This window comes from Hyphobacterium sp. (genome assembly GCF_965228115.1).
GTDB lineage: Bacteria > Pseudomonadota > Alphaproteobacteria > Caulobacterales > Maricaulaceae > Hyphobacterium.
The window spans coordinates 727,639-739,895 of the sequence record NZ_OZ245794.1; the positions used below are offsets into that span (position 1 = coordinate 727,639).

Annotated in this window: 12 protein-coding genes and 1 tRNA gene; 4 read left to right on the forward strand and 9 right to left on the reverse strand. The window is 57.2% G+C overall.

What is annotated here, in order from left to right:
* Positions 1-49: 49 nt before the first annotated feature.
* From ACO079_RS04000 to purT, 5 genes are all read right to left on the reverse strand, one after another.
* Entirely contained in the window at positions 50-1,222 is a 1,173-nt protein-coding gene (locus ACO079_RS04000) for an isovaleryl-CoA dehydrogenase (RefSeq protein ID WP_421792914.1), read from the reverse strand.
* Between the two features lie 60 nt (positions 1,223-1,282).
* Positions 1,283-2,593, reverse strand: coding sequence for a lysozyme (locus ACO079_RS04005; protein ID WP_421792001.1), 1,311 nt, complete (start codon positions 2,591-2,593; stop codon positions 1,283-1,285).
* A gap of 68 nt (positions 2,594-2,661) precedes the next feature.
* Positions 2,662-3,672: a Kelch repeat-containing protein gene (locus tag ACO079_RS04010; RefSeq protein WP_421792003.1), complete on the reverse strand. Its 1,011-nt coding sequence runs from the start codon at positions 3,670-3,672 to the stop codon at positions 2,662-2,664.
* A gap of 33 nt (positions 3,673-3,705) precedes the next feature.
* Positions 3,706-5,094, reverse strand: a complete 1,389-nt coding sequence (gene mgtE, locus ACO079_RS04015) for a magnesium transporter (protein WP_421792004.1) — start codon at positions 5,092-5,094, stop codon at positions 3,706-3,708.
* 67 nt (positions 5,095-5,161) lie between these two features.
* Positions 5,162-6,343, reverse strand: coding sequence for a formate-dependent phosphoribosylglycinamide formyltransferase (gene purT, locus ACO079_RS04020; protein ID WP_421792006.1), 1,182 nt, complete (start codon positions 6,341-6,343; stop codon positions 5,162-5,164).
* A gap of 127 nt (positions 6,344-6,470) precedes the next feature.
* Between purT and ACO079_RS04025 the strand changes: the two genes are divergently transcribed.
* The 3 genes from ACO079_RS04025 (at position 6,471) to ACO079_RS04035 (ending at position 9,625) form a co-directional block, all read left to right on the forward strand.
* Complete coding sequence (locus tag ACO079_RS04025; protein WP_421792008.1) at positions 6,471-7,187, forward strand: hypothetical protein; 717 nt, start codon at positions 6,471-6,473, stop codon at positions 7,185-7,187.
* Between the two features lie 403 nt (positions 7,188-7,590).
* Positions 7,591-7,962 carry a DUF1622 domain-containing protein gene (locus tag ACO079_RS04030; protein ID WP_421792010.1) on the forward strand — a complete coding sequence of 124 codons (372 nt, stop codon included), beginning with the start codon at positions 7,591-7,593 and terminating at the stop codon, positions 7,960-7,962.
* A gap of 52 nt (positions 7,963-8,014) precedes the next feature.
* Positions 8,015-9,625, forward strand: a complete 1,611-nt coding sequence (locus ACO079_RS04035) for a glutamate synthase-related protein (RefSeq protein ID WP_421792012.1) — start codon at positions 8,015-8,017, stop codon at positions 9,623-9,625.
* A gap of 325 nt (positions 9,626-9,950) precedes the next feature.
* On the opposite strand, the gene ACO079_RS04040 is transcribed toward ACO079_RS04035, so the two are convergent.
* Positions 9,951-10,037, reverse strand: a tRNA-Leu gene (locus ACO079_RS04040).
* Positions 10,038-10,102: 65 nt separating this feature from the next.
* Positions 10,103-10,354 (reverse strand): FliM/FliN family flagellar motor switch protein, encoded by a 252-nt coding sequence (locus ACO079_RS04045; RefSeq protein WP_421792014.1) that lies wholly within the window; start codon positions 10,352-10,354, stop codon positions 10,103-10,105.
* A gap of 89 nt (positions 10,355-10,443) precedes the next feature.
* Between ACO079_RS04045 and lipB the strand changes: the two genes are divergently transcribed.
* Positions 10,444-11,136, forward strand: coding sequence for a lipoyl(octanoyl) transferase LipB (lipB, locus tag ACO079_RS04050; protein ID WP_421792016.1), 693 nt, complete (start codon positions 10,444-10,446; stop codon positions 11,134-11,136).
* Here the strand turns inward: lipB and ACO079_RS04055 are convergent.
* Positions 11,133-11,723: a DUF805 domain-containing protein gene (locus ACO079_RS04055; protein ID WP_421792018.1), complete on the reverse strand. Its 591-nt coding sequence runs from the start codon at positions 11,721-11,723 to the stop codon at positions 11,133-11,135. The genes lipB and ACO079_RS04055 overlap by 4 nt on opposite strands.
* A gap of 26 nt (positions 11,724-11,749) precedes the next feature.
* Positions 11,750-12,250, reverse strand: coding sequence for a DUF805 domain-containing protein (locus ACO079_RS04060; protein ID WP_421792019.1), 501 nt, complete (start codon positions 12,248-12,250; stop codon positions 11,750-11,752).
* Positions 12,251-12,257: the final 7 nt, after the last annotated feature.

The following is a 12,257-nucleotide window of genomic DNA, read 5'->3' on the forward strand; positions in this document are numbered from 1 at the left end:
TCTCCCTGTCCGGGCGAGCGTACCAGACGAGGCAATCTGGCAAAGCCGCTTAGGCGCTTTCCTCGAACAATTCCCGTCCGATCAGCCAGCGGCGGATCTCGCTGGTGCCGGCGCCAATCTCGTATAGCTTGGCATCACGGAGCAGCCGGCCCGTGGGATATTCATTGATATAGCCATTGCCGCCGAGCAACTGGATCGCATCGAGCGCCGTCTGGGTGGCAGCTTCCGCCGAGAACAAGATAGCGCCCGCAGCGTCCTTGCGCGCTTTTTCACCCCGGTCGCAGATCTTTGCGACTTCATAGGTGTAAGCGCGGGCTGCATTCATCCGGACATACATGTCCGCCAGCTTACCCTGGACCAGTTGGAAAGAGCCGATTTCGCGGTCGAACTGCTTGCGCTCATGCACATAAGGAAGAACCGTATCCATGCAGGCCTGCATGATGCCGATCGGCCCCGCTGCCAGCACGGCGCGCTCATAATCCAGACCGCTCATTAAGACGGTGACACCACCATTGAGCGGCCCCATCACGTTTTCTTCCGGCACTTCGCAGTCTTCAAAGACCAGCTCACCGGTTTCGGAACCGCGCATGCCCAGCTTGTCGAGTTTTTGCGCGACCGAGAATCCCTTCATGCCTTTTTCGATCAAAAAAGCGGTGATGCCGCGCGAATGCGCGTCGGGGTCTGTCTTGGCATAGACCACCATCACGTCCGCAGACGGACCATTGGTGATCCACATTTTTGAGCCATTCAGAACGTAATGATCACCCTTCTTTTCGGCTTTCAAACGCATGGAAACAACGTCTGATCCGGCACCGGGTTCGGACATGGCCAGCGCGCCAACATGCTCACCGGACACCAGCTGGGGCAGGTATTTGGCTTTTTGTGTGTCGTTGGCCCAGCGGCGAATCTGGTTCACACACAGATTGGAGTGCGCGCCATAAGACAGGCCAACAGAGCCTGAAGCCCGGGAGATTTCTTCCATGGCAATGCAGTGTTCGACATAGCCAAGGCCGCTGCCGCCCCACTCCTCTTCGACGGTAATGCCGAGCAGGCCCAGCTCCCCCATCTTCTGCCACATATCGACCGGGAAGGTGTCCGTCTCGTCAATCTCGGCAGCGCGCGGCGCCAATTCATCCGAAGCAAAGCTGCGGACGGTATCGCGGATCATTTCGGCCGTGTCGCCAAGGTCGAAATTCATGGAAGGGTATTGGTTCGGGATCATGCGCCGGATTTGGCGCAATCACCGTGTCAGGTCAAGTTAAGGCGCAGGGGGAAGTCCCGCCTATTTCTTCCGCGCGCCGATCAGCCAGATCGCGGCTCCGACCGCGAAGATAAAGCCTACGACCAACGCAGACAGGCCAATGAACAGGTTCGGCTCTTCAGCATCACCACCCGGTTGCGTTGATAAGTCCCAGATACCGCCCGCTAACAAGATCAAGCCAAAAATCAAGAGAATGATTTCGCCGAGATGACCGCCATTCTTGCCGGGCGCAGGCGTAGCGTCGCCATTCGTCCAGCCATTGGATTTCTCGGTCTTGCCATTACTGGCTAGCGCGGTGTCGATTTCTTCCGGCTGCGGCAGTGTTTCGTCAGTTTCGCTGCCGCTGGTTTCGTCATCATCATCAGTCAGGCCCTGTCCCGACACTTCGCCAGATGCCCCCAGACCCGGATCAATAACGGGCGGCGGCGTCTCGTCTGGATCGGCATCGGCAGACGCACTGTCCTCGCCATCATCCGCATCGGCCGGAAGCTCATCGTCCATATCGGCAGACTGCGTGAACGCATACCCTAGCGGGCCTCTAAAAGCCGCTGATCCGGCAGTTGCCAGAGCCCCATCTTCGACCGGTGCTGGGTCTGTCTTTTGAACCGCCTCTTCTGCAGCCGCAGCCCCCCGTGCCGCATACGCGGTCTCACGGATCGGGCCGGACAGTTGAGCTTGCATGCGGGCAATCACGCGTTCGGCAAGCTCTGAACGCTGCGGACCGGCCGGTGTGGCAGCCAGCACAGGCTCAGCCTTTTCTTCTTCCCCAATTGTTTCTGGCACAGTTGCCGGCATGTCTTGTGTCGTTTCCGGCGCGCTGTCAGCGTTAATTACAGGCGCGACGGCCTCTTCCTCATCGGGATGATCAAACTCGATCACCAGCTCGACCGGCGTGCTGCGTGTATCCTTGGGTAAGTCCTTCAAAAAGAGGTCGCGTTCCGCAGCATGACGCTCAGAACCCCCGCCATTCCAGGCGGCTATGGCGTCCGCCGCATCGCGCCAGCGGCCCTTTCCGATCAATCGCACGATGGCGCTGCGACGGAATGCCGGAAGACCAATGCCCAGCGCGAAAGAGACCAGGGCGTCCCGCTGGGGTGCGCCGAGCTCGCCTTTCACGGATTCATCAATCGCCTTTTCAGCCTGCAGCACGTCGTAGATCAGCAAAAGGCTGGCGTCCGCCTCGGATACGGAGACGCCTTGCTTGGCCGCAGCACGGTGGCCATAGCCCACCTTCCAGGCACCGTCTGCCTCTTGCCGCGCTGTCGGCAAAAAGGGCTGGTGCGCCTTTATCAGGTCGCGCGCGGCAGGTGTGGACTTCAAACGCGGCTTCATGACTGTTCCATTTCAAGACGGTCCGCTGACTGTTCAACGGTCCCTCTGCAAGAGCAGCGCCGGAGTGTTTAATTGTTTTCAGGCGTAAAGATGTCCGTTCCGCCAATGGCGGTAAAGGGAGCGAAAAATCCGCCACCCGCACCGCCCCCAATGATCATCAATTCGCCGTTGATAGCGACGGCGGCGGCATCGGTCCGCGGCGATTGCAGATCCGGTTCGTCCGCCCACTGGGTCGCGCCTGTGTCGAGGCGAATGTGACTGGACAGCGTGGTCGACATACCCTCGCCACGCCCACCCAGCACATGGATCGCCCCGTCCAGCACGGCGGCAGAATGACCGGCCCGCGGTTGAGGCATGGCCGGTCCGATACTCCAGCTACCCGTTTCGGGGTCAAAGATATCCACGCGCGCGGTTGGAACCCCCTGCGTAACGCCTCCCATGAAATAAATCCGGCCGTTTCTTGCCACTGAAGCCGCCCCGCGACGGGCGATTTCCTCTGGCGCGTCCATCTCGCTCCAACTCCGCCGGGCGGGATCGAAGACAAATATACCGTCGCTGCCTTCTTCTCCTCCAATCGCGTAGAGGAGCCCGTTGAGCGCCACCAGCTGAAAGGCCGCTTTGGGCCCCGGCATGGCGGTTTCGCGCTGCCAGATATTCTCGGCAGGGTTCAGCGACCACATTTCCGCGCTCGGCCGAAGCGGCTCGAATGCCGGGCGCTGAAAATCGCCGGAATTGTTAAGATCCAGGCCCGAATAACGCGACTGCTCCGGCCCGGCATATCCGCCTGCTGCATAGAGCCGGCCGTCCAGCGTTGCAAAACCAAAGCGCTCGAGCCCGCGCGGCAGGCCAGTCGCCTCATTCCACTGCAGGCGTGAAGGGTCGTAAACCTCGACTGTGCTGTTGGGTTCGGTCAGGCCGGACCCCCCGGCTGCATAGACGCGGCCGTCCAGCGTCACGGCTGACAATCCGGCCCGCGGGTCCAGCAACTCTGCTGAGCGCCGCCAATACCCGTCGGCGACCGCAGCGGACGCGAAGATCGCGCCGCACACAAGGGAAAGCACAAACTGATCAAAACGCATTGGCCATAACTCCTTCCCCCGCGTGGATGGAAATCAGAGCAGAATGATGGCAGCCAATCCAAGAAAGGCAAAGAAGCCGATCACATCGGTTACAGTTGTGACAAATACCGAGGATGAGACAGCTGGGTCTGCGCCAAACTTTCTAAGGATCAGCGGGACCGCGATTCCGGACAGTCCCGCGAAGACCAAATTGATCACCATGGCCAGCGCAATGACGCCGGCCAGCGACACATTCTGGAACCAGATCATGGCGACCAGCCCCATCACGACCGCAAAAATCACCCCGTTGACCAGGCCCGTCAGCGTCTCGCGGATGATCACCCGACGCGCGTTGGCAGCCGTCAAATCGCGCGACGCGATTGCACGAACCGCAACCGTCAGCGATTGCGTACCAGCATTCCCGCCCATGGAAGCAACAATCGGCATTAGAACCGCAAGCGCGACAATGGCCGCCAATGCATCTTCAAAGATTGCGATCACGCCGGACGCCAGAATGGCGGTCGCCAGATTGACCAAAAGCCAGGGCGCACGCGATCGCACCGAATCCCAGACGCTGTCAGACAGGCCCGCATCATTCACCCCGGCCAGGGCGAGCAAGTCTTCCTTGTTTTCTTCCTGAATGACACCGACCATGTCGTCGATGGTCAACATACCGGTCAGGCGCCCGCCTTCATCGACCACGGGCGCGGAGAACAGATGATATTTCTCAAACAGGTAAGCCGCTTCTTCCTGATCAACGTCTGGCGCGATCTTAATCCGCAATTCGCCCATCAAGTTCGAAAGAAGCGTTTCCCGCTTTGAACGCATGAGCTGGCTGACCGGGACCGCGCCCATGGGCTTGAGCGCGGCGTCCACAATGTAAACATCGAAGAAAATATCTGGCAGGTCCTCGCCGGCTTTACGCATGTGATCGATGGCATCGCCGACGGTCCAGTGTTCCGGCGCCGCCACGAAATCACGCTGCATGAGACGACCGACCGTCTCTTCATCGTGCTCGAATTGGGCTTCCAGAAGGGTGCGGTCTTCAACCGAGACTTCTGAAAGCACCTGCTCGCGTGCTTCATCATCCAGCTCTTCGAGCACCAGCGCGGCGTCATCCGAATCGAGCTCCTTGATCGCCTCGGCGATCTGCTTGGGCTCCAGCAATTCGGTCACATCATCGCGGATGTCCCATTGCATTTCCGACAGCAATTCGCCGGTGAAAGCATCCGGTGCGAGCTTGGCCGCCTGACGGACTTGTTCGGTGGTCAGCTGTTCCAACACATCGGCCGCATCCGCCGGATGCAAATCATCAAGGATTTCCTTGACGAGAAATGCATCCCCATCGGCGATAGCTGCCGCCAAGCGCGCAACAATCGTGATGTCGGTATCCACCGAGTTCAGCTCTTCTTCCGGTTCCAGTTCCGGGGCGAAATCAGCCATGGGTAAACCCTTTGCGTAACGAGGCGAGCATACGCCTTACCGCGGCAAATTCATCTGGAATTTCGGGTTATTCCGAGACGGCTACAGCACTGGCGGACTGACGCGCCCGCTCCCGCGCGGTATCGATATCCTCGGCATGAACGACGGCCACACCCATGCGCCGCTTTTCATAGCTGACCGGCTTTCCAAACAAGCGCAGCTGACTGCCGGGTACGGCCAGAGCGTCATCAATACCAGAGAAGGTGACCCCTTCCGCATCAAGACCACCATAGATCACGGCGCTGGCGCCGGGGCGCGTTAGCGACGTATCGACCGGCAGACCGAGAATCGCGCGGGCATGAAGTTCAAACTCACTCTGGTCCTGCGTGCCCAGCGTCACCAGCCCGGTATCGTGCGGACGGGGGCTGACTTCGGAAAACCAGACCTCATCGCCTTTTACAAACAGCTCCACACCGAACAGGCCGCGACCGCCCAATGCGTCGGTCACTTTGCGGGCCATCTCCTGCGCCGTAGCCAGCGCCGCCTCGCTCATCGGCTGAGGCTGCCAGCTTTCCACATAATCGCCATCTTCCTGACGATGACCGATAGGTGCGCAGAAATCCGTGCCGCCCGCATGGCGCACGGCCAGCAGGGTGATTTCATAGTCAAAATCAACCGCGCCTTCGACGATGACGCGGACCTGATTGGTGCGTCCGGCTTCCAGCGCATGGTCCCAGGCAGCATGGATGTCCGCAGCGCTCTTCACAAAACTCTGCCCCTTGCCCGACGACGACATCACCGGCTTTACAAACACCGGATAGCCAATGCGCTCCGCCTCGGCCGCCAGCGTTTCGCCATCACTGGCAAAGGCGTACGGGCTGGTTTGAAGACCGAGTTCTTCGACCGCCAAGCGGCGAATGCCTTCGCGGTTCATGGTCAGCTGCGTTGCGCAGGCGGTTGGGATTACGGTCGCCAACCCATCCGCTTCGATGGCCGCTAACTCATCCGTCGCAATCGCTTCAATCTCCGGTACGATGAAGTGCGGGCGTTCCGCTTCGATCACTTTGCGCACCGCCGCCGCATCGGTCATGTCGAGAACATAGGATCGATGCGCGACCTGCATGCCCGGCGCATTTTTGTAGCGGTCGCAGGCAATCACCTCGACGCCGAGCCTTTGCAACTCGATCACCACTTCCTTGCCCAGCTCTCCCGCACCCAGAAAAAGTACTTTTGTCGCAGAAGGCGATAGCGGCGTGCCGATTGTCATCATCGTTGATTTCTAGACTCCTTGGATTGTGCGTTTTTACCAGAGTTGACTTCGAGTCCTGTTGGATAAAAACGACCTTGAGTGGAAAAGGATACCCCGATAGATTCAGCGAGCATTGGGGGAGGAATATATGTTTCGATCACTAGCGGTATTGTTTTTGACTGCCATGCTTTCAGCCTGCGCAAGTGTTCAGTACGCGATGGGCCCACAACTGATTTCGACGGAACGGGTAACAGAAAGAAGCTATGAGTTAAACGAACCAGTCACGACCGTTGTCGGCAATTCCATGATTCGTGTTCGTGATTACCGCCGCGATGTTTACTCGGGTGATAGGGTTGAGGTGCAACAGCCTTTTTCTATCAACGGCCCGGTTTTCAATCATGATTTCCAAATCGGCGAAAGTTTTGAGTATGGCGGGCTTACTGTCTTAAACGACGAAGAAATGGAGTTCTTTTGGTTTGGTAGCTATGGGATCGTTTACAACCAAATTGGGCAAGTTCAGGATAAAATACTGAACGCCAATGCTGGCGGCCCACCTGTTTTCATGATCTATACTTTTCAAACGAATAGTGGGGCCGGATCCGTCGAAAGAGCCAATTCGGAGCAAATTTCGAATACTCCGGATGGCCAGAATTATCAGATTATCTTTTCGGGCATCGATGGATCATCAATTCGCCTAAACTATCGGGAATTCACCGACAATGATCTCGCGAGGCAGGCCTTTTATCAGGAACTCACTTATCCGGTGGGAGCAGAAACGATTAGGTTCCGCGATCTCGAGCTGGCCGTCCATGAAGTAAGCGCGGACCAGATAACTTTTTCTGTCATTGGACATAGCGAAAACTAAAATCGCCAGCTTAATTCGGCCTCTGCCAAATCTATTTAGCTGAATGCCTGATAACGAAAGCCACGCTCCGGGCATCACTACTCCACCCGTGCGCGAGGCCGAGCACAGCCGCATGAAATCCATTATCCCGGATCATGTCTGGCGGTTGGTAAAGCCGTATGGACCGCAGGCGAAGGCGGGGGAGCTGCCGGAGAAAGAAATATCTCGCTTATGAGTCCGGGCCGCGCGCACCAGTAGAATTTGATAATTCAAACACCGGGTTATCGTTTCAGAACCGCCTTGAAGATTCAGTCATTTTTGTTCGTGCGGTTTCGCAAGAATTAGGAAATATCGGCGGCTGCGCGATTGAGACCAACTCGAATTCCCTATACCACTTATGGGGTCTGACTTATGTGGAATTGATATGGAAGAAGGCTCTCTGCTGTTTCATTTTCTGGAATCGGTTGCCCTCATCGTTGATCTGGTTGGGGTTGCCATCGCATTGATCGGCGCACTTAAATTTTGCACCCACATTGCCATTATCGAGTTCCAACGTTTGCGCGGATTGGACTGCGCGCATCAGATGCGCCGAAATCGAATTGAACTCGGCGGATACATTCTTGCAGCGATTGAGTTCATGATTGTCTCCGACATCTTGCACTCGGTTGCGACGCGAGCCTTGGAAGACCTCTACATTCTTGTGGGCCTTGTCGTCGTTCGCACAGCGATCAGTTTTTTCCTTGGGATGGAAATTAAGGAATTAGAGGAAAAAGACAGGCGATCAGAAGGGTCGTGAATTCAGAACTCAGCCAATGCATCGACGGCGTGCAGCACAAAGGGTGTACGATATGAATAAAGTAGCCATTGCGACCTATAGCGAAATTCCAGATCGGAAACCCCAATATGCTTTAGTCGCTGAAGTTGACCTGGTCGTAGTACGTTTCGACGATGAAGTGGCGGTGTTCTACGGGCGGTGCTTGCACCGCGGAGCTTTGATGTCTGACGGGTATGTCAGCGGGCGCAATCTCATTTGCGGACTGCATAACTGGGACTATCGATTGGATACCGGGGTTTCGGAATACGCCAACGAAGAAAAACTGCCGAAGTTCAAGTCATGGGTTGAGGACGATCGAGTACTCGTTGATGAGGATGAGATCACCTCTTGGGGCCAAGACAACCCGCAGCCATTCAATCGCGACGCTTACCTTGGACTCTACGCTGATACATCTCACGGCACCGCCGAAGAACCGCTTAATGGCCTGATCCAGGAATATGCTCGGGATGGGCTATCAAAGACGGGGCATCACGGTAAGGTTGAATCTATGGGGGTGCCCCGGGACGAACTACCTACCTGGGACGATTTGCAAATCCTGACAGCTCAGCTTCAAAAGGTACCACTTCTTGACGACGATCCCGTGGGCACGGAAGTGGTTATCGGCCCGAACTCACAAAAGCCGCTAAAGTTGAAGATTCCGCTATTCGTTTCGGATATGTCCTTCGGTGCATTATCAGAGCCCGCCAAGGTCGCGCTCGCGCTCGGCGCAGAGCTGGCAGGAACCGGCATATGCTCTGGGGAAGGCGGTATGCTTCCAGAAGAACAGGAAGCCAACTCGCGCTATTTTTACGAGCTTGCGTCGGCCCGCTTCGGGTTTTCGTGGGACAAATTGACAAATGTTCAGGCGTTTCATTTCAAGGGTGGCCAAGGTGCCAAGACCGGAACTGGCGGCCACCTTCCTGGAACCAAAAACAAAGGCAAGATAGCCGAGGTGCGTGGCATTCCCGAGGGTCAAGATGCGATTTCACCGCCGCGCTTTCCTGACTGGACAGACGCGGCACAAATCAAGTCCTTCGCGGACGAGGTTCGCGACCGCACGGGTGGCATTCCTATAGGCTACAAATTATCCGCACAGCACATCGAAAAGGATATAGACGCAGCCCTTAATGTGGGTGTCGATTATATCATCCTCGATGGCCGAGGTGGCGGAACCGGTGCGGCCCCGATCCTGTTTCGGGATAATATCAGCGTTCCAACAATTCCTGCGTTGGCGCGAGCGCGTCGTCATCTTGATTCCTGCGGTCGTCAAGATGTCACGCTCGTGATTACAGGTGGTCTGCGAAAGCCGGCTGATTTTATCAAGGCTATGGCACTTGGAGCCGATGCGATTGCTGTGTCGAATTCCGCCATGCAGGCAATCGGGTGCCTTGCCATGCGCGCATGCCATACCAACAACTGTCCGGTTGGAATCGCAACACAGAAGCCGCATCTCGTCAGTCGGTTGATTGTTCAGAAGTCGGCGCGCCAATTGGCGAATTTCTTCGAGGCCTCGATTGAATTGATGCAGGTTATGGCACGCGCTTGTGGCCACGATCATTTGTCGAAATTCAACCAAGACGATCTGACAACTTGGAGAAAGGAAATGTCAGCTTTGACGGGCGTCGCATATGGAGGGGTCGCATAAGCGTATCAGCGCGAGGCAAAACAAACCATTCAAGCTGATGGAATTTGAATGCCCGTTTTCGCCTTCTGGATTCTGTTGGTATCTACCAAACACCGCAGCCTTGAGCGCGTTTCATGTGAGCACGGCCCATGGCGACAGCGCTCGTGCTTGGCATTGGGGCCGAGCGCAACGGAAACAACGAAAGAGCTATATTCAAAGCCCAAATTCGATCCACCGGATCGAATTTCCCGCCTATGGCGGGCGGCATCTTGGCCCCTGCCGGGGCATTTCAAACCGATTTTCGGCCCACTGGGCCGAAAATTTTGCATAGCAAACTGGTTTGAAATGGTGCGGCCGAGAAGACTCGAACTTCCACGGGTTTTACCCCACAGCGACCTCAACGCTGCGCGTCTACCAGTTCCGCCACGGCCGCATCACTGGAAGGCGCGCGGGATAGCAGGCTGAATTGATCTTGTGAAGCTAGATTGTGTGCAAATATCAGGCGGCCATCGCCTCGAAGTCGTTTACGTCCGCCGGACCGAGGATCGAGACCGTCACGCGATCCCCCTGAATGATGATCTCGCCGCGTGCGATCGGGTGTCCATTGGCGAGAATCCAGATCGGTTCGTCTTCGCTGCATTCCAGCGGAATAACAGCGCCCCGGCCCATCCGCAGAAACTGCGAGATCGGCATGGAGGATTGTCCCAGAACCACTGACAGTTCGACTTTTACAGACCCGAGCTGACTCACCCGCAAACTCCCTTTCACGCTTGAAACCATCAAGCGGTGACCCGATGTTGGGTGAGCCGCCTTTCCGGCGGGTTAAGGAAAGTGGAAAGATGACCGAAATCCGCACCGAATGGGCCGTATCTGAAGGCTTTGTGCCCTATCCGGAGGCTGTGGCCTTCATGGAACAGCGCGCCGCCGCCATTGCCGCGGGCGAAGCCGACGAGCTGGTCTGGATGTTGGAGCATGCCCCGCTCTATACCGCTGGCACGAGCGCCAAGATCGAAGACCTGAAAGACCCCGAACGCTTTCCTGTGTTTGAGGCCGGGCGTGGCGGCGAATATACCTATCACGGCCCCGGACAGCGCGTGGGCTATGTCATGCTGGACCTTACAAAGCGGGGGCGCGATGCCCGCAAATTCGTGCGCGGGCTGGAAGACTGGATCATCGGCGCCCTGGATCAGTTCGGCGTGGAGAGCGACCGGCGGTGTGAACGCGTTGGTGTCTGGGTCAATCGCCCAGACAAGGGCGAAGGTTATGAAGACAAAATCGCCGCAATTGGCGTACGCCTGCGCCGCTGGGTGTCTTTCCATGGCATCGCCTTGAACGTGTCGCCGGATCTGTCTCATTTCGAAGGTATCACGCCCTGCGGCATTGACGATCCGCGCTATGGCGTCACCAGCCTGGCCGATCTGGGCATAGAAGAAAGCCTGGCCGACACGGACCAGGCTTTCCTCAAATCCTTCCAGACCGTGTTTGGTCCGGTGGAGCAAGTTGCTCCACCCAGGCTGACCGAACCCGCCTAGGGTTTCGGCTCGGTATTATCTGCGGACGGTGTATCCCCGGAAGCCGGCGTATCAGCTGCCGGTGGTTCTGATGGAGTCTCTGGAGCGGCTGGAGCTGCCGGCGCCGCTGGATCGGGCGAAAAGACATGCGCCACATTCCCCGCCGCGGGTCCGAACCGGTTGTCATTGGGATCGCTGGCCGCAACACCCACCCAGATCGTGTAAACAATCCAGATCAACAGGCCGAGGCCGAACACAAGGAACAACCCGCCCGAGGCGCCAATGGCGGCCATGATTGCAGCCTCATCGCCTCCACCGCTGGTGACAGCGGCTAGCACCGCGCCGCCGGCTATCATGAAGCCGACAATCGTCAGCGCAATCTGCACCAGCCAGACCGCCCCATGCAGCCAGGCCGACCGGCCAGCATCATGAAGGCGCTTACCGAAAACGCACACGCCGATGTAAAGCAGGGCCAGCCAGATGATCATGCCGATAAACGGCAGCCATGTCAGAAACAAATTCCCACCAACAATAATGAGAACCCCGATCCAGAATTCCTGCTGGCCGATCCGGCCATTCGGGCTGAAAAGAACATGCGTCAGATTCATAAGAAACGTCCCTGTTGGATGATGAATTAGCCTAGCGGATTGGGTGACGCCGCATCGGTGGGCGGCGGGCCATAGGCATTGTCTGCCGGATCGCCTTTAACCACCTGATTGACGACAAACGCCGCTCCAAAATACGTCGCCGCGCCGACAATAATGCCAACCAGGAAGCTCTTGAGCCGGTAGCCCATGCCCGTCACATCCTCGCCGCGCATCGCCGCCGCGAACATGTCGCCCACCAGCAAGGGCGTCAAAATCATCGAGATGATGAAACCGCCCACCAGAATCCCGCCAAGTACGGCCAGCGTCCAGATGGCCGGCTTGCCGCCATCGTGAAACCGCTTCGCGTGCAGGCAGAACATCGGATAAAGCAAGGCCAGCCCGATAATGCCGAAAAACGGCAACATAATCGAAATCAGCTGGATGATGATCGCCACGGCGAACACCGCCACTGTGCCTTGCATCAATGAAGTCGGGCCAATCCGGCCTTCAAACGTCAAAAGTAGGTTTTGTAGTTTCGCGATATCCATGAAAACG